This is a genomic window from Streptomyces toyocaensis (assembly GCF_000725125.1).
GTDB classification, from domain to species: domain Bacteria; phylum Actinomycetota; class Actinomycetes; order Streptomycetales; family Streptomycetaceae; genus Streptomyces; species Streptomyces toyocaensis.
Genome location: NZ_JFCB01000001.1, coordinates 566,278 through 590,239 on the forward strand (window position 1 = coordinate 566,278; position 23,962 = coordinate 590,239).

Here is a 23,962-nt window from a genome sequence, read left to right on the forward strand (position 1 = left end):
TGGGGAGGGTCACCAAACCGCCCTGCGCGAAGGGCGTTTCACGGCGGTGGTGTCGGGGCGATCATACGGCTTCGGCGGCGGCCGCTGACACCACCCGCGGGAGACGGGTCGTGCTTGTTCCGGTGGCACGGATGTGATCTCGTGGTGGTGTTCGGTGACGGCTGAAGGGACCACGGGTGATGTCGGGGACAGGCGGCGGCGGACGGCTGTGGGCCATCAGCGATCTGCACATCGGCTACGCCGAGAACCGTGCCCTGGTCGAAGCGATGCAGCCCGGGTCGGACGAGGACTGGCTGCTGGTGGCCGGGGACGTCGCGGAGACCGTGGAGGACATCCGCTGGGCCCTCAAGACCCTCGCGGGGCGGTTCGCCAAGGTCGTCTGGGCGCCCGGCAACCACGAGCTGTGGACCCACCCGAGCGACCCGGTCACCCTGCGCGGCGTCGCCCGCTACGACCATCTGGTCGAACAGTGCCGCGACCTCGGAGTGGTCACCCCCGAGGACCCCTACCCCGTCTGGGAGGGCCCCGGGGGTCCGGTGGCCGTCGCACCGCTCTTCCTGTTGTACGACTACACGTTCCTGCCGCCCGGCTGCGCCACCAAGGACGAGGGGCTGGAGTACGCGCAGGGCACCGGCGTCGTCTGCACGGACGAGCACCTGCTGCACCCCGACCCCTACCCGAGCCGGGAGGACTGGTGCCGGGCCCGGGTCGCCGGGACGGAGCGCCGGCTCGCCGAGCTGCCGGACGGCCTGCCCGTGGTCCTCGTCAACCACTACCCGCTGCACCGCCATCCGACGGAGGTGCTCTGGTACCCGGAGTTCGCCATGTGGTGCGGCACCGTGCTGACCGGCGACTGGCACCGCAGATTCCCCGTCCACACGGTGGTCTACGGCCATCTGCACATCCCCCGGACCACCTGGCAGGACGGTGTCCGCTTCGAGGAGGTGTCGGTGGGCTACCCGCGCGAGTGGCGCAAGCGGGACCGGCCGCCGGGGCGGCTGCGCCGGATCGTGCCCCGGGAGGGGGAGGGACGATGATCGAGGACCTGCTGCCGCAGACGGTGGTCGCCGTCGAGGCCTACGGCGACGAGGGCGCGGACGCCCCGCTGTACCCGGCGGAGGAGGCGCTGGTCGAGCGGGCGGTGCTCAAACGCCGCCGCGAGTTCACCGCCGTACGCGCCTGCGCCCGCCGCGCGATGGAGAAGCTCGGCGTGCCACCGCAGCCCGTGCTGCCCGGAGAGCGCGGAGCTCCACTCTGGCCGGAAGGGCTGGCCGGCAGCATGACCCACTGCCGGGGCTACTGCGCCGCCGCCCTGGTCCGCGCCGACGACCTGGCGTCCGTCGGCATCGACGCCGAGCTCCACGGGCCGCTGCCCGAGGGCGTCCTGCCCGCCGTGGCGCTGCCCGCGGAGGCGGACCGCATAGCCCGGCTGAGCGGGGACGTGCCCGACGTGCACTGGGACCGGCTGCTCTTCAGCGCCAAGGAGTCCGTCTACAAGGCATGGTTCCCGCTCACCGGGAAGTGGCTGGACTTCCAGGAGGCGGACATCGACCTCTTCGCCGACGCCGGGGAAGACGCCCGGGGCGGCTTCCGCGCCACCCTGCTCGTGCCCGGCCCCCTGGTGGGCGGCCGCCGCGTGGACCACTTCACCGGCCGCTGGACCGCCGAGGGCGGGCTGATCGCCACGGCGATCGCGGTCCCGCACACCTGACAGGGCCCCCGTGGCGGCGCGGCCCGCCACCACGGGGCGCCGGGTGCGGCATCCGGCCTACCGCTCGGGGTGCCAGTCGCGCAGCATGCGGAAGAACGCCTCCTCGTTGCCGGTCAGACCCGCCCGGGCCAGGGCGGCTTCCGCCTCCGCGAGCACGGAGGGCGGGACGAGCGGGGGCCCGGGTGTGCCCGGCGGGCCGGGCCGGGTGTCCAGGGCGGCCCGGACGGTGTGCAGCAGGCGCAGATAGGCCTGGACGGCGGTGCGCTCGCGGTCGGTCGGTACGGCGATGGGCATCGCTCGGCTCTCCCCGTGTCGTGGTCGTCGGTCCCGCGCCCCCGCACACGGAGGGGGCGCACCTCCAGCTTGCCGTCCACCACTGACAATCGGGCCGCGGCGAGGGCCGGTTCGCCCGCCCGGCGGGGCTCGCACGCCGGGGCGCGCCCGCTCAGCTCTGCGGACCCAGATACCCGAGCGACGCCCCGATGCGGCCGGCCAGGTGGTCCCGCCGCACCGGCCCCCGCAGGGCGGAACCGGCCAGCCGGGTGCGGCACTTGCTGGCCAGCAGCAGACCGAACGCCTCGGCCTCCTTCTCCTCGGCGAGGTCGAAGCGGGTGCGCGCGGCGACCCTCAGGACCGTCGCCCGCAGGGCGTCCTCGTCGGGCGCCGTGCCCAGTAACCGGGTCGCGACCTCCGCGCCCGCGACATGGTGACCGCAGTGACCCGCCTTCATGTGCCACAGCTCGTGGCCCAGGATCACCAACTGGTGGTCGGGAGCCGTGCGTTCCTCGATCACCACGAGGTCCTGGTCCCTCATGTCGAGCCACAGCCCGCTCGCCGTCCCCGGCGGGAAGGCGGCCGTACGGAACAGCACCGGCCGGCCGCGGCGCCTGCTCATCGCCTCGCACAGGGCGGCGTACAGATCGGCGGGCCGTGCCGGGACGGGAAGCGTCAGCTCCGCGACCAACTCGCCGCACAGGCGGCGCATTTCCCTACCGATGCCCACAGTTCTCCCCGGGTCACGCCTTGGGCCGCTGGACACTCTCCAGGAGCATGTCCAGCCACTCCGCGACCTTGTCGCGGTGCTGGTCGGTGGGCAGCTGCGCGGCCCGCCAGGCGATCCCGCGCACACCGTGGTCCTGCAGCAGCCGCTCCAGGGGGTCGGCCGTGCCCGCCGCCGCCTCCCGCTCCCGGTCCGCGAGCTTCTGCAGCAGCTCCTGCTCGGTGTGCTGGAGGGCGCTCGTGAGCGCCTCGGGGTCCTCGGCGGTCAGGAAGCCGGCGTGCACCCGGAAGAACCGCTGGATGGCGTCGCAGTGCTCCATGGTGGGCCGCCGGTCGCCGTTGATCAGGGCGCCGGCCTGCTGCCGCGACATGCCGGCGCCGTCGGCGATCTCCTGCTGCGTGTACTTGCGGCCGTTCGGCTTGAGCCGGGTGCGGCGCAACAGGTCCAGCCGCTGCACGAACCGGGCCTGCACATCGGGCTCGCCCGCGGACCGGCCGCTCAGCAGCGCCTTGACCACGGGTTCCGGGACGCCGGAGGCGACGGACAGCCTGCCGACGTCGAAGACCTCGGTGTGCGCCACGCCGAGCCGGTCGGCGAGTGCGGTGACGCGGCCGACGACGGCCGGCAGCGCGGTCGTCGGCGCGGTGCCCGGACCCTCGAAGCCACCCGTCACCGAAAGATCTCCTACGTCTCTCACAGGCTTCTCACAAGCGATTGCCGTGAACTTCACGGAGACTAGCCGGTGGTTCTCACTCTCATCCAGGTCTCGCCACAACTGTGGCCAATTTCAGCCGTCAACCGTCGTGGAATGCCACGATAGTTGACATGCCACATGTCCGGGCACCAGGATCGGGGCGCCGCGTCAGGGCCGCACAGGCAAGAGGGGTGACCTCCCGATGGCATTTCAGGCAGGAGGGCAGCGGCCGGCACCGCGGCCCGTCCCCGGGACTCCCGAGGCCCAGGCCTATCTCCAGGACTACGCCGCTCTCCTGGAGGCGGCCCCGTTCCCGTCCCTTGTGGTGGACCACCGCTGGGACGTGCTGCTCACCAACAGTGCTTTCCGGACACTTTTCCAGGACGTCGAGCCGCATCCCACCGCCCTGCCCGGCGACAACTTCCTGCGGTTCGTCCTCTTCCATCCGGACGCCGCCACGGTCCTCGGCGACCACGAGTCGAGCTGGTGCCTGCCGATGCTGGCCCACTTCGCCAAGGCCGTCGAGCGCCACGGCCACGACCACGGGCTGCAGGCCATCCGCCGGGACATCGCCCAGGACCCGATCATGGAGGCCGCCTACCGGCACGGGCTGCCGCACTGGCTCCGGGCCGTCGGTGAGCGGGCCGCCGAACACGACGGCGCCGTCAGGCCGTTGCTGCACCCCGATCCACGCTGGGGCGTCACGGACTGCCGCATCGTCGTCGAGACGACCGGGACCCTCCAGGAGATGGGCTGCGTCCGGCTGACCCTGGTGCTGCGTGAGACCCGCCGCGCCGCGGCCCCGGGCCGCAGGACCCGCCGTGCCGCCTCCCATCTGCGGGTCGTGTCCGCCGTCGACTGAGCGGCCCCGTGCCGACCGTGACCGCCCTGTTCCCCGCACAGGTGCCGTGTGGCAGTGCCGGCGTGAGCGAGCCGCCTGCCCGCGAGGTCGTGGCAGTGGACGCCGGGACGGCGGGCGCCGCCTGTGCCTGCACCGGGACCGGGGTGCAGGACGCGGCTCCACGCGCGCGGTGAACCGCCCCTGGACACCTGGTCCGTGAACGAGTCCTCCCGTCGGACCACCTTCGTCCCGCCGCGAGGATTCCTCCGCGAAGACCCCGCCGCGAAGTTACCCGTGCGTTCCGCACGTCGGAGTGATGACAGCGGTGACTGTGCGGGACGGTACGCCCCGTGACAACGTCATGCCCGTCAGCGATCGACGGGAGGGAGACGGCGTGAACAAGGGCTATGCCGTGTACTGCGACGCGGACCCGTACTTCTACGACGCCCCGCACCGCACCGTCTCCCCGGCCGGCTCCGGGCGCTCCCGGTACGCCGCGGCCTCGTGGCCCGTGCCGCCGGGCTGGCAGCGCAATGAGAGCGGGGACTGGCTCGCCCTTCGCCCCGTCGACGCCGAACTGCCCGACCAGGGCTGGAAGATCCATGTCTCCGCCTGTCTCGACAACGCCGAGTCCGTGCTCGAGCGGGTGTGGCGGCACTGCGTCGCCGGGCGCACGGCCTTCAAGTTCGTCCCCAGCCGCTACCTGCTGCACCAGCGCAACGCCAAGTACGCGGACCGGGCCGGCAGCGGCAAGTTCATCACCGTGTACCCGGCGGACGAAGCGGGGTTCGAACGGCTCGCGGGGGAGCTGGCGGAGCTGCTGGCCGGCGAACCCGGGCCGCACATCCTGAGCGACCTGCGGCTCGGTGACGGCCCCGTGCACGTGCGGTACGGCGGCTTCACCCGGCGCAACTGCTACGACGAGCAGGGGGAGCTGCGGCCGGCCGTGACCGGACCCGACGGGACGCTGGTGCCCGATCTGCGCGGCCCCGTCTTCCGCGTACCGGACTGGGTCGGTCCGCCCGCCTTCCTGCGCCCGCACCTGGAGGCCCGCAACGCGCTGACCGTGACCGGCCTGCCCTACGCCATCGAGTCGGCACTGCACTTCTCCAACGGCGGCGGCGTCTACCTCGCCCGTGACTCCCGCACCGGGCAGCGGGTCGTCCTCAAGGAGGCCCGTCCGCACGCCGGACTGGCGGCCGACGGCGCGGACGCCGTGACCCGGCTGCACCGTGAACGCCGGGCGCTGGAGCGTCTCTCCGGCCTCGGCTGCACACCCGAGGTGCTCGACCACCTGACGGTCGGGGAGCACCACTTCCTGGTGCTGGAGTACATCGAGGGCAAGCCGCTCAACACGTTCTTCGCCCGCCGCCACCCGCTCATCGAGGCCGACCCCGGTGAGCAGCGGCTGGCCGAGTACACGGCCTGGGCCCTCGACGTCCACGCCCGGGTGGAACGTGCCGTCGAGGACGTGCACGCACGGGGCGTCGTCTTCAACGACCTGCACCTGTTCAACATCATGATCCGCGAGGACGACAGCGTCGCCCTGCTGGACTTCGAGGCGGCGCACGAGGTCGGCGGACCCGGCCGGCAGACCGTCGCCAACCCGGGATTCGTGGCGCCGCCCGACCGGAGGGGCGTCGCGGTGGACCGGTACGCGCTGGCCTGCCTGCGGCTCGCGCTGTTCCTCCCGCTCACCAGCCTGCTGGCGCTGGACCGCCGCAAGGCGGCCCACCTGGCCGATGTGGTGGCCGGCCAGTTCCCGGTGGACCGGGCCTTCCTGGACGCCGCGGTCGACGAGATCACGGGCGACGGCACCACCGCGACCGCGACCGCCGGCGCTCCGGCGGCGCGACGGACGGCCGGGCCGGTGGCACCCGTCCGGCCGGACGACTGGCCCGACAGCCGCACCTCCATGGCCGCGGCCGTCCGCGCCTCGGCGACACCGTCCCGGACCGACCGCCTCTTCCCCGGCGACATCGCCCAGTTCGCCACCGCAGGCGGTGGCCTGGCCTTCGGCCACGGCGCGGCGGGAGTGCTGTACGCCCTCGCCGCGAGCGGGGCGGGAAGGGACGAGGACGGAGAGCAGTGGCTGCTGGAGCGGACGAAACAGCCTCCGTCGGGCATGCCGCTCGGTTTCCACGACGGTCTCGCCGGTGTCGCCTGGACGCTGGAGTACCTCGGGCACCGTGACCGCGCCCTCGACCTCGCCGAACTGCTCCTCGACCAGCCCTTCGACCACCTCGCCCAGGACCTGCACAGCGGGACCGCCGGACTGGGCCTGGCCCTGGACGCGCTGGCCGCGGCCACCGGGGAGACCGCCCTGCGCTCGGCGGCGCTGCGCTGCGCCGAACTGACCGCCCGGGACAGGCCCGTCGGCCCGAGCGCCGGCCGGAGCCGCGCGGGACTGCTGTACGGCGCCGCGGGACGCGCCCTGCTCTTCGTGCGGCTGTACGAACGCGACCGGGACCCCGCGCTGCTCGACCTCGCACGGGACGCGCTGCGCCAGGACCTGTCCCGCTGCGTCCGCGGCGCGGGCGGCGCCCTGCAGGTGGACGAGGGATGGCGCACCATGCCCTACCTGGGCGCCGGCAGCGTGGGCATCGGCATGGTGCTCGACGACTATCTGGCGCACCGGGAGGACGAGGAGTTCGAGCAGGCGAGAGGCGAGATCGTGGCCGCGGCGCAGGCCATGTTCTACGCCCAGCCCGGCCTGTACCGGGGTGTCTCCGGGATGGTGCTGTACCTCGGCCGCACCACGGCCGCGGTGCCCGGTACCGGTCCGGAGGCCGTCCGGCGCCAGCTCGACGCGCTGTCCTGGCACGCCATGTCCTACCGCGACCATCTCGCCTTCCCCGGAGAGCAGATGATGCGCCTGTCCATGGACCTTTCCACGGGCACGGCGGGATGCCTGCTGGCCGTCGCCTCCGTCCACGGCACCCCCTCCGCCGGGCTGCCGTTCCTGCCGCCCCCGCGCACCGCCGGGCGGCCCCACGACTCGGCCCCCCAGGGGGTCGTGATGAAAGAGGACAACCCGTTGCTCTACGAAGGGAAGACGTCATGAACCTGTTCGACCTGCAGTCGATGGAGACGCCCAAGGAAGAGGCCATGGGGGACGTCGAGACGGGCAGCCGCGCGAGCCTGCTCCTCTGCGGCGACAGCAGCCTGAGCGTCACCACCTGCAACTGACGCCGGCAGCGACCGCCGCGGCGACGCGGTGAGTCGTACCGCTCGGCTCCGGCGCCCCGGGCTCGTGCCCGGGGCGCCGGCGCCTGCAAGGGAGGCCACGAGGCACGGACGGAAGGGAGGCCGGTCGGTGCCGACGACCGGGACCCGGGCACGGCCGGAGGACGGGGCACGGAGCGGAGCCGACGGCCCGACGCCGGGACGCACGCCCGAAGTGCTTGTCCTGCTGTGCTCGGTCGCCGCCGCCGCGGCGACGGTGGCCCAGCCCTTCGTCCTCGGCCGCACACTCGATCTGCTCCTGGACGACGGCACGGACGGCGGCGGTGCCGCGGGACGCTGGCTGGCGCTGAGTGCCGCGCTGCTCGTCGGCGAACTGCTCCTCGACAGTCTCACCTCCCTGTTCACCGGCCGCTGCAACGCCGCGTGGACGGCGTCCGTCCGGTCCCGCGCCCACGACGGTCTGCTGCGCGCCGTACCGGACCGTGCGCGGTCCTGCACGCCGGGGGACGTCGGAACCCGCCTGACCCTCAACGCCGCCGACGCGGGGGGTGCCCCCGCGGCCCGGGCGGCGCTGGTGGCCTCGGCGTTCACGCCCGTGGGCGCGCTCGTCGCGCTCGCCCTCGTCGACATATGGGCGGCGGTCTGCGTACTGGCAGGGCTGCCCGCTCTGGCGCTGGTCCTGCGGGCCTTCGCCCGCGACACCGGTGCCTCGGTCGCCTCCTACCAGCACACGCAGTCGGACATCGCGTCCCGGCTGCTGGAGGCCCTGGAGGGGGCGGCGACGATCGCCGCGGCAGGAACCGTCGCCCGTGAACGAGCCCGCGTCCTCGCGCCGTTGACGCAGCTCGCGGCCCAGGGCCGGCTCATGTGGGCGCTGCACGGCCGGGCCCTGGCCCGCAGCGGCGTCCTGGTCCCGCTGCTCACCCTCGCCGCCACGGCCGTCGGCGGCCTGCGTCTGGCGTCCGGCGCCCTGAGCGTGGGCGAGCTGCTCGCGGTGTTCCGGTACGCGCAGCTGACGGCCGGCGTCGGGGGCGCCGCGTCCCTGCTGGGAGCGGTGGTACGGGGCCGTGAGGCACGGAACCGGACGCTGGCGCTGGCACGCGTGCCCGCACTGGTCCACGGGACGCGGCGCCTGCCCCCGGACGGGCCGGGCGAGCTCGAACTGCGCGGTGTACGGGTGGTGCGCGACGGCCGGCAGGTGCTGCGCGCGGACGGTGTGCGGGTGCCGGGCGGCGCCACTGCCGCGGTGGTCGGCCGCAGCGGAGCGGGGAAGTCCGTGCTGGCCGCCGTGGCGGGGCGGCTGACCGACCCCGACGAGGGACAGGTGCTGCTGGACGGGGTCGCCCTCGACCGGCTGACCCGGGAGGCGTTGCGCACGGAAGTCGCCTACGCGTTCGAGCGTCCGGCGCTGGGCGAGGGAACGATCGCCCAGGCGGTCGCCACCGGCCCGCGCCAGGTGTCGCCGGAGCGGGTACGGGAGGCCTGCCGTGCCGCGGGCGCGGACGGCTTCGTCCGCCGGCTGCCGAACGGTTACGACACCCCGCTGCCCGCGGCGCCGCTCTCGGGCGGCGAGCATCAGCGTCTCGGGCTCGCCCGGGCGTTCGCACACGCCGGACGGCTGCTGATCATGGACGACGCGACGTCCAGTCTGGACACGGCGACGGAGCACGAGGTGGACCGGGCACTGCGCCGTTCGGTGCGGCCCGGGACCCGGCTCGTCGTCGCGCACCGCCCGTCGGTGGCTGCCCGGTCGGACCTGGTGATCTGGCTGGAGGACGGGGAGGTGCGGGCCGTCGCGCCCCACCACGAACTGTGGGACCTGGCCGCCTACCGGGCGGTCTTCGCCGCCGACGGCACCGCGGCCGGGGCACCGCCCGGGAGCGCCACGCTCCGGTCCGAACCCGAAGGAGCGCGGCCGTGAGGCGCGCCCCGCGCGTGACCGCGGACGCGCGGAGCACGGGTGACGGGTCGGGGGCGCTGCGCCGCATCGCGCCGCACGCCCGCCGCTTCCTCGCCCGCCGCACCGGAGTACTGGCACGTCTCGCGCTCTGGTCGCTGGCCGAGACCGGGCAGGCGTTCCTCGTGGGCTACGGCGTCGCCCGAGCCGTCGACCAGGGGTTTCTCGCCGGTGACGCGCGCCGGGGGCTGCTGTGGCTCACGGTCGCGCTGGTCGCCGTGCTGCTCGGAGCGCCGGTGATCCGGGGCGTGTTCACCGAGCTGGCCTCTCTGACGGAACCGTTGCGCGACGGCCTGGTGCGGCGGGCGGTCGACCGGTCCCTGGCCCGAGCGGCACCGGGAGGGTCCGGCGGGACGGACCGGGCGGCCGTCTCCCGGCTGACGAACCAGGTCGAGATCGCCCGGGACAGCTTCGCCGGTCTCGTGCTGACCCTGCGGTCCTTCGTCTTCACCGCCGCCGGAGCGCTGCTGGGGCTGGCGTCGCTGCATCCCGCCCTCCTCGTGGTGGTGCTGCCACCGCTGGCGGGCGGTCTGGTGCTGTTCCTGGCGACGCTGCGGCCCATGGCGGCGGCTCAGCGACGCGCGCTGGCGGCCGACGAGGCGCTGGGCGACCACGCGGCCAGGACACGGGCGGCGTTGCGGGACCTGACGGCCTGCGGGACCGGACCCGAGGCGGCGCGGTGCGGGGCGGAACTGATCGACGGTGCCGCCGCGGCGGCCCGCGTCCTGGCCGGCTGGGCGGCGGTGCGTACGGCGGCGCTCGGCGTCGCGGGTCATCTGCCCGTCCTGGCACTGCTGCTGGCCGTGCCGTGGCTGCGCGGGCGGGGGGTGACCGCCGGCGCGCTGCTGGGCGCCTTCACCTATCTCGTCCAGTCGCTCCTGCCCGCCCTCCACACGCTGATGACGGCGCTCGGCGCGGCGGGCTCCCGGCTGCTGGTCGTCCTCGACCGCATCATCGGCCCGGATCCGGAGGTGGACCCGGATCCGAAACCGGATCCGAAACCGGATCCCAAACCGGATCCGGAACCGGAACCGAAGGCGGTGCAGAAGACCGTCCTCACCGCCCCGCCCCGGACGACCGTCGGCGTCCCCACCCCCGGCGCCCGGCCCCCGGCGGTGGAACTGCGAGCCGTCACCCTTTCCTACGGCGCCCGCGCGGAACCGGTACTCGACGCGCTCGACCTGTGCGTCGCCCCCGGCGAGCACCTCGCCGTCGTCGGACCGAGCGGCATCGGCAAGTCCACGCTCACCCGCCTGGTGGCGGGGACGCTCGCGCCGAGCGGCGGCGAGGTCCGGGTGGCCGGCCGGGGGGTGACCGGGCGTGCCCCCGCCGACCTCGCCGCACTGCGCGTACTGGTGCCCCAGGAGGCGTACGTCTTCTCCGGCACCCTGTGCGACAACCTCGCGTATCTGCGTCCCGACGTGAGCCGCGCGGACCTCGACGCCGCCGTCGAGGGCCTCGGCCTGCGGCCCCTGGTGAAACGCCTGGGCGGGCTCGACGCACCGGTGCGGCCCGCCGAGCTGTCCCCCGGCGAACGGCAACTCGTCGCGTTGGCCCGCGCGTTCCTGGCGCCCGCGCCGCTGCTGCTGCTCGACGAGGCCACCTGCCACCTCGACCCGGCGGCCGAGGCGCGGGCGGAGGAGGCTCTCGCACGGCGCCCGGGAACGCTGCTGGTGGTGGCGCACCGCCTGTCGTCGGCGGTCCGTGCCGACCGGGTACTGGTGCTGGACGGGACGGAGGCGGTCTGCGGCACCCACGCGGAGGTGCTGGACCGCTCGCCGCTCTACCGTGACCTGACGGGCCACTGGAACGGCGGCCCGGCCCGGCGGTCCTGACCGTGGCCGGCCGGGCCGCACGGAGACGTCACCGCACGCCGGTCACGTCCATCCGGCGCTCTGCAGGATGCGTATCGCGTCGACCCGGTTGCGGGCGCCCACCTTCCGGATCGCGGTGGCCATGTAGTTGCGGACGGTCCCCCGGGACAGGTGCAGGCGGGCCGCTATCTCGGCCATCGGCGCCCCCTGGGAGGCGAGGGACAGCACGCTCAGTTCCCGGGTGGTCAGCGGCATCTCCGCTCCCTCCAGCAGGGCGACGGTGAGCGTCTCGTCGAGGAAACGCTCACCCTTGGCGACCGCGTGCACCGCCGTGATCAGCCGGCGGCCCGGGGCGTTCTTGTCGACCAGTCCGAGAGCACCGCCGTCGAACGCCCTGCGCAGGACGCCCGGCCGCTTGGCGCTCGTCAGAACGACGAGCCGGTCCCCGTGCCGCGCCCGGAAGGGGGCGTCGTGCGTCTGCCCGGGGCACCGCAGGCAGTCGCCGTCCACGACCCACACGTCCGTGGGCAGCACATCGGGATCCGGCAGGTCGGCGCCGGGTGACATGGACGAGACCTCCAGTGCGACATCGGATCTCAGCAGTTCCACCAATGCCGACCGCAGCAGTTCCTCGTCGTGCACCACGACTGTACGGACCATCTCCCCCACCTCTTGTCAGCGGCCCGCGCCCCGGGGCAGCCGGCCTCGCACTCCTTGGAGCCAGGGGCCATGTGCCCTGATCCGTCCCGGGGGAACACGCGCGTACGCACGTGCGAACCGCACCGGACGCAATCCGCCGCCCCCCGCACTCCCCGAAGGGCGGTCCGGCCGCGTCCGTCCGGCCGAAAAGGGCGGCATCGCCCACCCTGCGGCGGGCGGCGGCCGCCCAGGCGGAACGCGGCGGCCGGCCGTCGCACCCGCGACGGCCGCTCCCGGCGCTGGCCACGGCCGTACACGGCCGGCCGGCCCCGCCGCACCCCGTGGAACCGGACGGCCGGGTGACGCTTTCTGCCCGTCCGGGAGTACGGCTGGAAACAGTCAGGCTGCAATCTGGCGCGATTCCCACGGCGTCCGCGGGTGTTCCCCTCCCGCGCGGCGGCCGCCTCGCGCCCCTCAGCGCCTGTCACCTGCCCTGAGGCGTGCCGCACCGAGGGGACCCGCTCGGGCCGCTCGCCCGGTCAAGGGGTCCGGGCGGGCTCCACCGACCCGTACCGATACGCAGGTGTATCGATACGCCTCCGTACCGGTACACTGGCGTATCGATGGACGCGAAACGCACTCCAGGGGCAAGGAGCCGAGCCGATGACGTCGCAGGACGCGGGCCGACCGGGGTCGGCCGGAACCTCGCGCCGCTCCAAGATCACGCCGGAGCGTGAGCGGGAGTTCTTCGACGCGGTGCTGGACCGGATCCGGGAGTGCGGCTACGACGCCGTGAGCATGGAGGGCATCGCCGCCAGAACGCGGTGCAGCAAGTCGACGCTCTACCGGCAGTGGCGGACCAAGCCCCGGTTCGTCGCCGCCGCCCTGCGGTCCCGCCGGCAGGCGCGGTTCGCCGGCATCGACACCGGCACCCTGGCCGGGGACCTGCGCGAGGCGGCGCGGTGCGCGGGGGAGTGGTCACCGAAGGACACCCAGCTGCTGCAGGCACTCGGCCACGCGGTGCTGCAGGACCAGGAACTCGCGGAGGCGCTGCGCGAGGCGCTGGTCGACCCCGAACTCGCGGCGCTGGAGGAGATTCTGCGGCGCGGGGCCGAGCGCGGGGAGGTCGACGCCGGGAACCCGGCGCTCGCGTTCGTCCCGGCGCAGATCTTCGGTGTGCTGCGGGTGCGACCCATGCTGGAGGGGCGCCACGCGGACCCGGACTATCTGGTGCGGTTCGTGGAGGCCGCCGTACTGCCGGCACTCGGCCTCCCCTGAGACCCGGGCCGCCGTTCCCGGGCCGACCGGGCGGTGGCCTGACGCGCCGCACCGTGGGGACGGGGGCGGCGCCCACCCGGCCGGGTGGGACACCTCTTGAGCGGAGGGGTGTCCCACCCGGCCGCCGTACGCGGGGTGTCAGACGTCCTGCCCGTTGCCGCCGCCGCCCGACGCCGGCTCGATGCCCTCGGTGATCTCGTCGAGAACGGACTGCGTCTGGTCGGTGTCGACCCCGAAACGGACCACCACGATCTGCTTCGGCTGCGCGGGGGACGGGAAGGCGAGCGACTGCACGTACCCGTCCGAACCCTTGCTGGTGACCGCCTTCCAGCGCACCAGGTAGCCCTTCTGCCCGGCCACGGTCACTGCCCTGGACGCGAGCACGTCGTGGGAGGTGATCTTCCCGTAGGAGTCACCGCCGTAGCTCTGCTCGGCGTTGGCGGCGATGTCCGCCTTGGCGACCTCCTCGGCGGTCGAGCCCCGGGCGCCGAGCGCCAGGGCGGGCGCCGAGTACGCACCGCCCTTGGTGCAGCTCTTCGACGTGTTGCCGGGGCAGTCGTACTCGTCCTTCGACGTCACCGCGGCACCCGACCGCAGTTCCTGCCCGTACCAGCCGTCCGGGACGGGCAGACTGATCCCGCTCAGCGCGTCGGTCACCGATCCGCTCTCGACCCGCGGCGCCTCGGAACCGCCGGGTCCCGGTTCCCCGCCCCCGCCGGAGTCGTCGTCCGGCCGGCCGTCCCGCCCGCCCGGTCCCCGCGAGGCCGTGGAGCCCCCGCCTCCGCCGTCGTCCGTCAGCGCGTACACGCCGACACCGATGCTCGCCAGGACGGCGACGGCCACCGCGACGGCTATGCCGTTGCGCACACGGTGCCCGCGGCCGGACGGCGGCGGAACGGGATGCACCGGGTGGGCCGGAAGCGCCGCCCCGGCCGCGGTGCCCGGCGCCGGCGGCCCCCAGGCGGTGGCCGGCCCCGCCGGCCGGACCTGGTCCGTCCAGGCCGCGCCGTCCCACCAGCGCTCGGTGGCCGGTCCGTCATTCGTGTGCCCGGGGTCGGGGTACCACCCGGGAGGAGTCACCTGCGTCATGCCCCCACCGTATGAGGCGACGGTGAAAGCCGTATGAGAGAGTCCCGCCGGCGCGCGTCCCCGCCCGGTACGCCCCGCGCAACCCGGCTTGGAACGAGAGCAGTTGACCACCGGTGACACCTGGTGGGAGGCGGCCGGCGTCGACCCGGGGCGCCGGGTGTCACTCCTCACGGCAACACGTGCTCCGACCGGGCACCGCTCGGACGGGAGGAGGGCTACGCTCGACACCGGTACGTCATTCGGGCGACTCGGGGAGGTAGCGGGATGACGGAGGTACGGCCCCCGGCCGCTTCCTCGGCTTCCCTGTGGGAGCGCGACGAGGAAGTCGCCGCCATCAAGGAGGCCGTCGACATCCTGTGCGCCGACCGCTCCTCGCCGGGCAGCCTGCTGGTGTTCCGGGGCGAGGCGGGGCTCGGCAAGACCGCGCTGCTGGCGGAGCCCCGGCGCATCGCGGAAGAGCGCGGCTGCACCGTCTGGTCGGCCCGCGGCGGCGAGACCCTGCGCTCCGTCCCCTTCAACGTCGTACGCCAACTCCTGCAGCCCGCCCTGGTGTCGATGCTGCCGGAGGAGGCACGCGTGTACCTCGGCGACTGGTACGACCTCGCGGGCCCCGCCCTCGGCATAGCGAACCCCGGGGACCGGCACGCCGATCCGCAGGGCGTGTGCGAGGGACTGGTCGCCGCGGTACGCCGACTGGCCCGCCGGGACTGGCCGTTGGTCCTGCTGATCGACGACGCCCACTGGGCCGACCAGGAGACCCTGTACTGGCTGGCCGCGTTCGCCGAGCGCCTGGCCGACCTGTCCGTCCTCGTCGTGGTCGCCCGCCGGCCCGGCGAGATCTCCGGGACCGGAGCCCGGTACCTGGACGCCGTGGCCGCCGCCGCCGACCGCGCCGTCACCACCCTCAGTGCCCTCACCCCGGACGCCGCCGCCGGACTCACCCGCGCCACCCTCGGGGAGAACGCCGACGCCGCGTTCTGCCGCGAGGTGTGGGCCGTCACCGCAGGCAACCCCTACGAGACCGTCGAGCTCCTCGCCAAGGTCCAGGACAGCGAACTCGAACCCGTCGAGGCCCACGCCGGCGAACTGCGCGACCTCAACCGTTCCGCCCGTGGCGGCGGCCTCGTCGCCCGGCTGGAACAACTCGGCATAGACGCCACCCGGTTCGCCTGGGCCGCCGCCATCCTCGGCGACGACATCACCGTCGACCTCGTGGCCCGGCTCGCCACCCTCACCCCTGACGACGCGGACCGCTGCGCCGAACGCCTGCGCGGCGCCCGCATCCTCACCGTCCCCGATCCGGCCGGCACGGGCGGCACAGGATCCGCCGGCCTCGAGTTCGTCCACCCCCTGATAGCCACGGCCGTCTACAACTCCATCCCCGACGCCCTGCGCCGGGCCATGCACGGCATCGCGGCCCGGATCGTCACCGACTCCGGACGCGGCGCCGCGTCAGCCGCCCGCCACCTCCTCGAGGTCCACCCGGACGACGACGAGGAGCTCGTCTGGCAACTCCGCGAGGCCGCCCGCGAACATCTCGCCGTCGGCGCCCCCGACGCCGCCCGCCGCTGTCTGGAACGCGCCCTCGAGGAGCCACCCCGCCCCGAGATCCACGCGCACGTCCTGTACGAACTGGGCTGCGCCACCTTCCTCACCGCTCCCGCCCGTACCATCGGCCACCTGCGGACCGCGCTCGGCATGCCCGGCCTCGACGGCGACCGCCGGGTGGACGCCGTGATCCGGCTGTCCCAGGCCCTGCTGCACAACGACCAGATGGAAGAGGCCGTCCGCACCGTCGAGGCGGAGGCCGCCCGGCTCGAACCCGGCCCCGCCCGACTGCGCCTCCAGGCAGTGCAGTTCATGTGGGAGGGCATCCACACCGGTGGGACGGTCACACCCGGCCGCTCCGAGCGCCTCGCCCGGCTCGCCGCCACCTGTACCGGTCGTGACAACTCCGAACGGGCGCTGCTCATCCTGCGCGGCTTCGACGCCATGATGCGCGGCGAGAACGCCGAGGAGATCGTCGAGGTCTGCGACCGCGCCCTCGTCAACGGCCGCCTCGCGCCGGGCCTCGGCTGGACCGACTCCGAGTGGGGCGTCGAACTCCTGCTGATGCTGGCGACCTCCTACGCCTACACCGACCGCCTCGACCGCGCCGAGAGCCTGTACAGCGAAGCCCTGCACGCCTACGACACGGCCGGCTGGAGCGGCGGCCACCTGGCCCTGGCGCACGCCTACGTCGGTCTCGCGCACCGCAGACGGGGCCGGCTGGAGGCGGCGGAGGCCTCACTGCGCGAGTCCCTGCGCCTCGCCGAGCGCGTCGGCCGCGGACTGCCCCTGTACTGGACGGCCACCTGCAATCTCGTCGACACCCTGCTCGCCCGCGGTCACGTCGACGAGGCCTGGGCGACGGCGGAACGGCACGGCTTCACACCGCCCTACCCGTCCACCGTGGTGCTGCCCGACCCGCGCTCCGTACGCGGCCGCCTGCTGCTCGCCGTGGGCCGCACCAAGGACGGCGTCAACGAACTGGAGACGGCGGAGAAGGCCGCGGCCGCCCGCGGCCACCACAACCCGGTGCACGTCTTCGGGGCCGGTGACCTCGCCCGCGCGCTCGCCACCGAGGACCCCGCCCGCGCCGCGCGGCTGGCCGTCGACGTCCGCCGACACGCCGAGCGCCTCGGCACGGACACCGCCATAGGAGAGGCCCTGCGGGTCGCCACCGCCCTGGAGACCGGCCAGCGCGCGGTGCGTCTCGCCGCCCAGGCGGTCACGTACCTGGAGTCCTCGCCCTGCCAGTACGAACACGCCGCGGCCCGCGTCGAGTACGGCATCCTCGCCCGCTCCGTTCCCGACCTCGAACGCGGCCTGGCGCTCGCCCGCTCCTGCGGAGCGGACGGCCTGGTGCGGCGGGCCGGGGCGGAGCTGGAGACGGGCGCGGGCCTGGGGTAACGCGGCGCCGGTCCGCTCAGGGCGCCTTCGCGTACACCACCCACACCTGACCGCGCGCGAAGTTCAGGCGCTCGCCGGAGCCGGTGGTGAACGAGGTGCCGTCCTCGGCGGCCGGACGGTCCCAGTTCCCTTCGTAGGCGCGGCCGTCGCGCAGCACGGTGGCCTTGCCGGAGCCCACGGTCTCGGTGTAGGGGGTGTTGTTGCCGAGGAAATCGCCGAAGCCGGAAGGGCGCACGGTCACGTACTGCACGACGACCGTCGCGGGTGCCAGCCGTTCGCCGTCCGTGGTGAGCGCCGGGGCGCCGTCCATCGAGACCAGCCAGCGGTCCCGGTCGCCTGACCAGGTGAAGGTGAAGCGGGCCGCCGGGAAGCGCACCGTGAGCTCGTTCTCGGGCTCGCCGTCGGCGGGGGGCCGGCCGAAGCGGAAACCCGTGGTCAGGGCGGCCTCGCCGGGCGGGTCGTCCGTCAGGTTCCGCGGGCGCAGATACAGGTTGTGGGGTGCGGGCCGGCCGGCGCCCCGGGTGTACGCGCCGGGCTCCGACCCGGGCGTCACCGCCTCCAGCGGTGCCTGATCGATCAGCGGCATGAGCTTGCTCTGCGCCCCCGAGAAGGCCAGCAGCGGCCGGTCGAACTGGCGCAGCAGCTCCAGGTCGGACTCCCGCGCACTGCGCACCGGCCCGACGGTCTCCGGCAGCTCGGTGGCGTACAGGGCGATCAGCCTGCTGGTCCCGCCCTCGACCTGTTCCGCGTACACCACGTCGGCGGTGTCCAGGCCGGTGTGGGGCCGGGCTGCCGGGGCGTTGTCGATCTTCACGGCGAGCAGTGGCGGCCCGTTCCGACCGCCGGGCCCGGTCGGCGACTCGCTGGGCGAGCCCCGCCCGTCGTCGCGCGGACCGTCCGACGTCGTACAACCCGAGGCCGTCCCGGCCACCAGCACGGCGGCGAGCAGCATCCCCGCCACCCCCGTGACGCGCCGCCGGCGCGTTCCTCGTTCCGTGCCCACCGTCGTCACCGCGCCTGCCTCGGATCATCCGTTGTCTCGATTGTGCGCTTGTCTGATCGTCGCTGGCCAGCGGCGAACGTCGGCGGTCCCGCGCGGCGGCTTCCGCCGAACGGTCCAGCGTCCCGCGGTTCGGTGGCCGGCGCCCGGGTACCCGGACGCCCACCGCACGAGCGACAGACCGGCCACAACGGAGGGAGCGGGCGGCGATGAGGGCACTGACCTGGCAGGGAAAGCGGGACGTACGGGTGGAGACCGTGCCCGACCCACGGATCGAGGAGCCGACGGACGCGGTCATCCGCGTCACCTCCAGCGGGCTGTGCGGGTCCGACCTGCACCTGTACGAGGTGCTCACCCCGTTCATGACCCCCGGTGACATCCTCGGCCATGAGCCGATGGGGATCGTCGAGGAGGTCGGCGCGGCAGTGCCCGACCTCCAGGTCGGCGACCGGGTCGTGGTGCCGTTCCAGATCGCCTGCGGCAACTGCTGGATGTGCCTGACCGGACTGCCCACCCAGTGCGAGACCACGCAGGTCAGCGCCGAGGGCATGGGCGCGGCCCTGTTCGGCTACACCCGGCTCTACGGCGCGGTGCCGGGTGCCCAGGCCGAGTACCTGCGTGTCCCGCAGGCCCAGTACGGCCCGATCAAGGTCCCCGAGGGGCCGTCCGACGACCGGTTCCTCTACCTCTCCGACGTGCTGCCCACCGCCTGGCAGGCGGTCGCCTACGCCGGTGTCCCCAAGGGCGGCAGCGTCGCCGTGCTCGGGCTCGGCCCCATCGGCGACATGGCCTGCCGGGTCGCGCAGGTCCAGGGCGCCGGGCGGGTGTTCGGCGTGGACCTCGTCCCCGAGCGGCTGCGCCGGGCGAAGGAACGCGGCGTGGAGACCTTCGACCTGCGCTCCTTCGACGACGAGAAGGAACTCGTCACCGCCATCCGCGACCAGACCGACGGCCGTGGCCCCGACGCCGTGATCGACGCCGTCGGCACCGAGGCACACGGCAGCGCGGCGGCCCGCATGGTGCAGAACGCGTCCGCGCTGCTGCCCCGCAAGCTCAGCGGTCCGATGGCGGAACGCTTCAGCGTCGACCGGCTCGCCGCCCTTCACACGGCCATCGAGCTGGTGCGCCGCGGCGGCACCATCTCGATCAGCGGGGTCTACGGCGGCATGGCCGACCCGCTGCCCATGCTCACGCTGTTCGACAAGCAGATCCAGATGCGCATGGGACAGGCCAACGTACGCCGCTGGAGTGACGAGATCATCCCCTACCTCACCGACGAGGACCCCCTCGGCGTCGACGACTTCGCCACCCACCACATGCCGCTCACCGAGGCACCGCACGCCTACGACATGTTCCAGAAGAAGCAGGACGGCGCGGTCAAGGTGGTCTTCAAGCCCTGACTCAGGGCCCGCCGAGGATCTCGGCCAGGTCGTAGCGGACCGGCTCCTCCAGCTGCTCGTAGGTGCAGCTCGGGGGAGTGCGGTCCGGGCGCCAGCGGCGGAAACGGGCGGTGTGCCGGAAGCGCTGCCCGTTCTCCATGTGGTCGTAGGCCACCTCGGCCACCCGCTCCGGCCGCAGCGGCACCCACGACAGGTCCTTCCGCCCCGACCAGCGGCTCGGCGCGCCGGGCAGCCGCGCGGACCCGTGCGCCGCCTCGTCCGCCCACGCCGCCCACGGATGGCCCGACACGTCGTCCATCCGCAGCGGCTCGAGCTCCTCGATCAGCTCCGCGCGCCGCTTCATCGGGAACGCCGCGGACACGCCCACGTGCTGGAGCCGGCCGCCGTCGTCGTACAGACCCAGCAGCAGCGAGCCCACGACCGGGCCGCTCTTGTGGAGCCGGTACCCGGCGACGACCACATCGGCCGTGCGCTCGTGCTTGATCTTGAACATGACCCGCTCGTCCTGGCGGTAGCGCAGGTTCAGCGGCTTGGCGATCACCCCGTCCAGGCCCGCTCCCTCGTACTGCTCGAACCATCCCCGCGCCACCTCGATGTCCGTCGTCGCCGGTGCCACGTGGACGGGAGGGGTGACCCCCTCCAGCGCCCGGATCAGCAGCTCGCGCCGGTCGGTCAGCGGGACGTCCAGCAGCGACTCGTCCCCCAGGGCCAGCACGTCGAAGGCGACGAAGGACGCCGGGGTCCGCTCGGCGAGCGTCCGCACCCGCGAGTCCGCGGGGTGGATCCGTTCGGTGAGGGCGTCGAAGTCGAGGTGGCCCTCCCGCGCGACGACGATCTCCCCGTCCATCACGCACCGCTGCGGCAACCGTTCCCGCAGCGCCGCGGCCACTTCGGGGAAGTACCTGGTCAGCGGCTTGCCGGTGCGGCTGCCCAGCTCGACTTCGTCCCCGTCGCGGAACACGATCGCCCGGAAGCCGTCCCACTTCGCCTCGTACTGCATGCCCGGCGGGATCTTCGCCACGGACTTGGCGAGCATCGGCTTCACGGGCGGCATGACGGGCAGATCCATGCTCCGATTCTGCGCGCCCCCGCCCGCTGCCGCCCGGTGTGCGAGGTATGTGCGCTACGCCTACCGTGGCTCGCATGGGTGACGCGGTGGAACTCGAGGTGGCCGGCCGGACCGTACGGCTGTCCAGTCCGGACAAGGTCTTCTTCCCGGAGCACGGCTACACCAAGCTGGACGTCGCCCGCTACTACCAGGCGGTCGCCCCCGGCCTGCTGCGCGCCCTGCGCGACCGGCCCACCACCCTGCAGCGGTACCCCGACGGCATCACCGGCGAGTGGTTCTACCAGAAGCGCGCGCCCAAGAGCATGCCCGACTGGATCCCCACCGCGCACATCACCTTCCCCAGCGGTCGCAGCGCCGACGAGATGGCCCCCACCGAGGAGGCGGCCGTGGTGTGGGCGGCCCAGTACGGCACGCTCGTCTTCCACCCCTGGCCGGTGCGCCGCACGGATGTGGACCACCCCGACGAGTTCCGCATCGACCTCGATCCGCAGCCCGGCACCGACTACGACGACGCCGTCCGGGCCGCGGGTGAACTGCGCGCCGTGCTCGACGAGTACGGGCTGCGCGGCTGGCCCAAGACCTCCGGTGGACGCGGCCTCCACGTGTTCGTCCCGATCCAGCCGCGCTGGACCTTCACCCAGGTCCGCCGTGCCGCCATCGCCGTGGGCCGGGAACTGGAACGCCGGATGCCGGAGCAGGTGACCATCAAGTGGTGGAAGGAGGAGCGCGGCGAACGCATCTTCGTCGACTACAACCAGACCGCCCGCGACCGCACCATCGCCTCCGCCTACTCCGTGCGGCCCCGCCCGCACGCGCCCGTGTCGGCGCCCCTGCGCTGGGAGGAGGTCGGAGCAGCGCGTCCGCAGGACTTCGACATCACGACCATGCCCGCGCGTTTCGCCGAGTTCGGCGACGTGCACGCGGACATGGACGATCACGCCTTCTCGCTGGAGCCCCTGCTCGAACTCGCCCGTCGTGACGAGCACGACCACGGCCTGGGCGATCTGCCGTACCCGCCCGAGTATCCGAAGATGCCGGGAGAACCCAGCCGGGTACAGCCGAGCCGGGCCAGGAAGCCGAGATCCTCGGCCTCCTGACCCGGCGCGTCACACGGGCCCGTGCGGGACTACAGGTCCTTGATCCGGACGTCCCGGTAGGAGACGACGTCCGTCGTGCCGTGCACCTGCAGTCCGATGTATCCGGAGGCGTACCTCCGCCCGTCCGTGCCCGGGTCGTCCGAGCGCGGCGGGGTGAAGTCCTGGCCGCCGGTGTTGTCGAACTCGTTGATCAGCACACCGTTGCGGTAGACCGAGTAGTGCTGGTCCACCACGCGGATCTCATAGTCGTTCCAGGTGCCCTTCTGCGTCACGCCCGCACCGGCCAGGCCCACCCGGTCGAACCCGTAGACGGAGCCGGTCTTGTACATGTCGCCGGTGGGCGAGTCGAACACCTGGATCTCGTGCCCGAACTTGATGGCGGCCCACTCCGGCCGGGGCTCCTCCGGGTGGTCGTGAATCTGCGGGAACCGCACGAACACACCGGAGTTGGCGTTGCCGGTGCCCGGGGCGTCGTCACGCCACTGGAGCCTCAGCGAGAAGTCGCCGTACGTGCGCTCGGGGAACCACAGCATGCCGAGCCCGCCCCGGGTGGTGCCGGAGGTGATCGACCCGTCCGGGTTCAGCGCGAACGAACCGCCGCCCACGTGCTCCCACGTGGCGAACGACTCCTGAGTGCCGTCGAGGATCTTGCGGTAGCCCTCGGTCTGGCCGGGCCTGCCGATGCCGGACTGGCGGGCCGCCTTGCTGATGGCCCGGTACTCCCGCTTGTCGATGACGCCTTCCTTCCGCAGGGCGTCCAGGACGCCCGTCACGTGCTTGAGGAACAGCGCCTGCGAGGTCCACTCCTTCTCGTCCTCGATCAGCTCGCCGATCCGGCACCGGTTGTTGGTGACCCGGTTCGGCACACCCGAGTCGACCGTGCCGACGATCACCGTCAGCCGTTCGTCGTACTCCGGACAGTTGGGCGCGGGCACCCCGCCGTCCGCCACGACCGTGAAGCTCACCGTGAGCGGCTCGGAGGTGTTGCCCGCCTCGTCGCTCGCCCGGTACGCCACGGTGTGCCGGCCCGCCCGGTCGACGACCACGGGTTCGGTGTAGGCCAGGTACGGTCCGCCGTCGAGCGAGTACTCGATGCCCGCGACACCGGAACCCCCGTGCCCGTCGTCGGCGCTGAGGGTCACGGTGGCGTCGCCGACGTAGGCACCGTCGGAGTTCCTGGTGCCCTCCACGGTGGCGCCGGTCGCCGGCGGGGTGGTGTCCTGCGGGGGAGCGGCGACGACCGTGAACTCCACGCTCTTCGCCGCCGCCGCGTTGCCCGCCCTGTCGGTGGCCCGGTAGCGCACGGTGTGCGTGCCCACCTGGTGCACCATCACCGGGCCGGTGTACGGCTGCCAGGCGCCGTCGGCACCGATCGCGTACTCGATGGTGTTGACCCCGGAGCCGGTGTCGGACGCGGTGACGGTGACCGTCGCCATGTCGATGTAGGCGCCGTCGTCGTCCTTCTCGCCGTCCACCGTCGCCGAGGTCTCCGGCGCGGTGGTGTCGTCCGTCGGCGGCGCGACGACGGTGAACCCGGCCGTCTTCTCCGCCGAGACGTTGCCCGCCCTGTCCAGGGCGCGGTAGCGCACCGCGTGGGTGCCGACCTGGTCGACGACGACCGGCGCGGTGTACGGCTGCCAGGCGCCGTCCGCCCCCAGCGCGTACTCGATCCGCTCCACGCCCGAGCCCTCGTCGGTGGCCTCGACCGTGACGCTGGCCGAACCGACGTACTCGCCCCTGTCGTTCTGCGAGCCGGTCACCTTCGCGGTGGTCTCGGGCGCGGTGGTGTCCTCGCCGCCGCCCTCGGTCACCGTCAGGATGCCCTGCATCTCGCCGTGGCCGGGGATGGTGCAGTGGTAGAAGTAGCGGCCCGGGGTGAGCGTCACCTCGGCGGTGTGCCGGCCGCCCTGGGCGTCGTTCGGACTGGCCAGGATGTTCAGCTGGACGTCGTCGTTGAACTCCGGGTCGGAGGTCACGAACGTCAGCGTGTGCGGCATTCCCGTGGTGTTGCCGGTCGCCGCGCTGTTCTCGAAGACGATCGTCGCCGCACCGGCCACCGCGGTCGCCGGCGCGGCGGTGTACGCGGTGATGCCGTCCCCGGCGGTCCAGGTGAGCACCTGCTCCGCAGCAATGGCCCCGGGTCCGGGCTCGCCGGCCGCGGACGTCGTCGTCTGCAGGCCGAGCGTCATCAGCAGGGCGGCCAGCAGGCCGGCCCACATGCCTCGTTTCCGTATC

Annotated in this window: 19 protein-coding genes; 11 read left to right on the forward strand and 8 right to left on the reverse strand. The window is 73.6% G+C overall.

The window, feature by feature from the left end:
* Positions 1-179 precede the first annotated feature (179 nt).
* Both BU52_RS02350 and BU52_RS02355 read left to right on the forward strand, forming a co-directional pair.
* Positions 180-1,037, forward strand: coding sequence for a metallophosphoesterase family protein (locus tag BU52_RS02350; RefSeq protein WP_107061056.1), 858 nt, complete (start codon positions 180-182; stop codon positions 1,035-1,037).
* On the forward strand, positions 1,034-1,711 hold the full coding sequence (locus BU52_RS02355; RefSeq protein WP_037926948.1) for a 4'-phosphopantetheinyl transferase family protein: 678 nt from the start codon (positions 1,034-1,036) through the stop codon (positions 1,709-1,711). The genes BU52_RS02350 and BU52_RS02355 overlap by 4 nt, the downstream gene beginning before the upstream one ends.
* Positions 1,712-1,768: 57 nt before the next feature.
* Here BU52_RS02355 and BU52_RS02360 read toward each other — a convergent pair whose 3' ends face one another.
* The 3 genes from BU52_RS02360 to BU52_RS02370 all read right to left on the reverse strand — a co-directional run bounded on the left by BU52_RS02360 (position 1,769) and on the right by BU52_RS02370 (position 3,384).
* Positions 1,769-2,005, reverse strand: a complete 237-nt coding sequence (locus tag BU52_RS02360) for a hypothetical protein (protein WP_037926950.1) — start codon at positions 2,003-2,005, stop codon at positions 1,769-1,771.
* 151 nt (positions 2,006-2,156) lie between these two features.
* The gene (locus BU52_RS02365; protein WP_037926953.1) at positions 2,157-2,696 is read right to left on the reverse strand and encodes a hypothetical protein; all 540 of its coding nucleotides are present in this window, start codon (positions 2,694-2,696) and stop codon (positions 2,157-2,159) included.
* A gap of 31 nt (positions 2,697-2,727) precedes the next feature.
* Complete coding sequence (locus BU52_RS02370; RefSeq protein WP_037926960.1) at positions 2,728-3,384, reverse strand: helix-turn-helix domain-containing protein; 657 nt, start codon at positions 3,382-3,384, stop codon at positions 2,728-2,730.
* A 223-nt stretch (positions 3,385-3,607) separates the two neighbouring features.
* Here BU52_RS02370 and BU52_RS02375 point away from each other — a divergent pair, with 223 nt between their 5' ends.
* From BU52_RS02375 to BU52_RS02395, 5 genes are all read left to right on the forward strand, one after another.
* Positions 3,608-4,267 (forward strand): MmyB family transcriptional regulator, encoded by a 660-nt coding sequence (locus BU52_RS02375; RefSeq protein WP_037926962.1) that lies wholly within the window; start codon positions 3,608-3,610, stop codon positions 4,265-4,267.
* 373 nt (positions 4,268-4,640) lie between these two features.
* On the forward strand, positions 4,641-7,310 hold the full coding sequence (gene lanKC, locus BU52_RS02380; RefSeq protein ID WP_037926964.1) for a class III lanthionine synthetase LanKC: 2,670 nt from the start codon (positions 4,641-4,643) through the stop codon (positions 7,308-7,310).
* Entirely contained in the window at positions 7,307-7,435 is a 129-nt protein-coding gene (gene ramS / locus BU52_RS02385) for a mycelium formation morphogenetic lantipeptide SapB (protein WP_006130296.1), read from the forward strand. Before lanKC ends, ramS begins: the two co-directional genes overlap by 4 nt.
* A 127-nt stretch (positions 7,436-7,562) precedes the next feature.
* Positions 7,563-9,353, forward strand: coding sequence for an ATP-binding cassette domain-containing protein (locus BU52_RS02390; protein ID WP_037926966.1), 1,791 nt, complete (start codon positions 7,563-7,565; stop codon positions 9,351-9,353).
* On the forward strand, positions 9,350-11,224 hold the full coding sequence (locus tag BU52_RS02395) for an ATP-binding cassette domain-containing protein (protein WP_235216241.1): 1,875 nt from the start codon (positions 9,350-9,352) through the stop codon (positions 11,222-11,224). Before BU52_RS02390 ends, BU52_RS02395 begins: the two co-directional genes overlap by 4 nt.
* Positions 11,225-11,266: 42 nt before the next feature.
* Here BU52_RS02395 and BU52_RS02400 read toward each other — a convergent pair whose 3' ends face one another.
* Positions 11,267-11,863, reverse strand: coding sequence for a response regulator transcription factor (locus BU52_RS02400; RefSeq protein ID WP_037926969.1), 597 nt, complete (start codon positions 11,861-11,863; stop codon positions 11,267-11,269).
* A gap of 642 nt (positions 11,864-12,505) precedes the next feature.
* Here BU52_RS02400 and BU52_RS02405 point away from each other — a divergent pair.
* Complete coding sequence (locus tag BU52_RS02405; RefSeq protein ID WP_037926972.1) at positions 12,506-13,120, forward strand: TetR/AcrR family transcriptional regulator; 615 nt, start codon at positions 12,506-12,508, stop codon at positions 13,118-13,120.
* A gap of 138 nt (positions 13,121-13,258) precedes the next feature.
* On the opposite strand, the gene BU52_RS02410 is transcribed toward BU52_RS02405, so the two are convergent.
* Positions 13,259-14,209: a DUF2510 domain-containing protein gene (locus tag BU52_RS02410; protein WP_037926978.1), complete on the reverse strand. Its 951-nt coding sequence runs from the start codon at positions 14,207-14,209 to the stop codon at positions 13,259-13,261.
* A gap of 264 nt (positions 14,210-14,473) precedes the next feature.
* Here BU52_RS02410 and BU52_RS02415 point away from each other — a divergent pair, with 264 nt between their 5' ends.
* Positions 14,474-17,161, forward strand: a complete 2,688-nt coding sequence (locus tag BU52_RS02415) for an ATP-binding protein (RefSeq protein ID WP_037926979.1) — start codon at positions 14,474-14,476, stop codon at positions 17,159-17,161.
* Between the two features lie 16 nt (positions 17,162-17,177).
* Here the strand turns inward: BU52_RS02415 and BU52_RS02420 are convergent, their stop codons facing one another.
* Complete coding sequence (locus tag BU52_RS02420; protein WP_037926981.1) at positions 17,178-18,113, reverse strand: DUF3048 domain-containing protein; 936 nt, start codon at positions 18,111-18,113, stop codon at positions 17,178-17,180.
* Between the two features lie 257 nt (positions 18,114-18,370).
* Between BU52_RS02420 and BU52_RS02425 the strand changes: the two genes are divergently transcribed.
* Entirely contained in the window at positions 18,371-19,561 is a 1,191-nt protein-coding gene (locus BU52_RS02425; protein WP_037926984.1) for a zinc-dependent alcohol dehydrogenase, read from the forward strand.
* Position 19,562: 1 nt separating this feature from the next.
* On the opposite strand, the gene BU52_RS02430 is transcribed toward BU52_RS02425, so the two are convergent.
* Positions 19,563-20,630: an ATP-dependent DNA ligase gene (locus BU52_RS02430; RefSeq protein ID WP_037926987.1), complete on the reverse strand. Its 1,068-nt coding sequence runs from the start codon at positions 20,628-20,630 to the stop codon at positions 19,563-19,565.
* Positions 20,631-20,704: 74 nt separating this feature from the next.
* On the opposite strand from BU52_RS02430, the gene ligD reads away from it, so the two are divergent.
* Positions 20,705-21,727 carry a non-homologous end-joining DNA ligase gene (gene ligD / locus BU52_RS02435; RefSeq protein WP_037926990.1) on the forward strand — a complete coding sequence of 341 codons (1,023 nt, stop codon included), beginning with the start codon at positions 20,705-20,707 and terminating at the stop codon, positions 21,725-21,727.
* A gap of 29 nt (positions 21,728-21,756) precedes the next feature.
* Here the strand turns inward: ligD and BU52_RS02440 are convergent, their stop codons facing one another.
* Complete coding sequence (locus BU52_RS02440; protein ID WP_037926993.1) at positions 21,757-23,946, reverse strand: OmpL47-type beta-barrel domain-containing protein; 2,190 nt, start codon at positions 23,944-23,946, stop codon at positions 21,757-21,759.
* Between the last annotated feature and the right edge of the window lie 16 nt (positions 23,947-23,962).

Coding starts and splice junctions, on each gene's coding strand:
- ramS (WP_006130296.1), top strand. CDS start 7,307: ATGAACCTGTTCGACCTGCAGTCGATGGAGACGCCCAAGGAAGAGGCC.
- BU52_RS02400 (WP_037926969.1), bottom strand. CDS start 11,863: ATGGTCCGTACAGTCGTGGTGCACGACGAGGAACTGCTGCGGTCGGCA.
- BU52_RS02375 (WP_037926962.1), top strand. CDS start 3,608: ATGGCATTTCAGGCAGGAGGGCAGCGGCCGGCACCGCGGCCCGTCCCC.
- BU52_RS02365 (WP_037926953.1), bottom strand. CDS start 2,696: ATGCGCCGCCTGTGCGGCGAGTTGGTCGCGGAGCTGACGCTTCCCGTC.
- BU52_RS02405 (WP_037926972.1), top strand. CDS start 12,506: ATGACGTCGCAGGACGCGGGCCGACCGGGGTCGGCCGGAACCTCGCGC.
- ligD (WP_037926990.1), top strand. CDS start 20,705: ATGGGTGACGCGGTGGAACTCGAGGTGGCCGGCCGGACCGTACGGCTG.
- BU52_RS02430 (WP_037926987.1), bottom strand. CDS start 20,630: ATGGATCTGCCCGTCATGCCGCCCGTGAAGCCGATGCTCGCCAAGTCC.
- BU52_RS02355 (WP_037926948.1), top strand. CDS start 1,034: ATGATCGAGGACCTGCTGCCGCAGACGGTGGTCGCCGTCGAGGCCTAC.
- BU52_RS02420 (WP_037926981.1), bottom strand. CDS start 18,113: ATGCTGCTCGCCGCCGTGCTGGTGGCCGGGACGGCCTCGGGTTGTACG.
- BU52_RS02410 (WP_037926978.1), bottom strand. CDS start 14,209: ATGACGCAGGTGACTCCTCCCGGGTGGTACCCCGACCCCGGGCACACG.
- BU52_RS02425 (WP_037926984.1), top strand. CDS start 18,371: ATGAGGGCACTGACCTGGCAGGGAAAGCGGGACGTACGGGTGGAGACC.
- BU52_RS02350 (WP_107061056.1), top strand. CDS start 180: ATGTCGGGGACAGGCGGCGGCGGACGGCTGTGGGCCATCAGCGATCTG.
- BU52_RS02440 (WP_037926993.1), bottom strand. CDS start 23,946: ATGTGGGCCGGCCTGCTGGCCGCCCTGCTGATGACGCTCGGCCTGCAG.
- BU52_RS02360 (WP_037926950.1), bottom strand. CDS start 2,005: ATGCCCATCGCCGTACCGACCGACCGCGAGCGCACCGCCGTCCAGGCC.
- BU52_RS02415 (WP_037926979.1), top strand. CDS start 14,474: ATGACGGAGGTACGGCCCCCGGCCGCTTCCTCGGCTTCCCTGTGGGAG.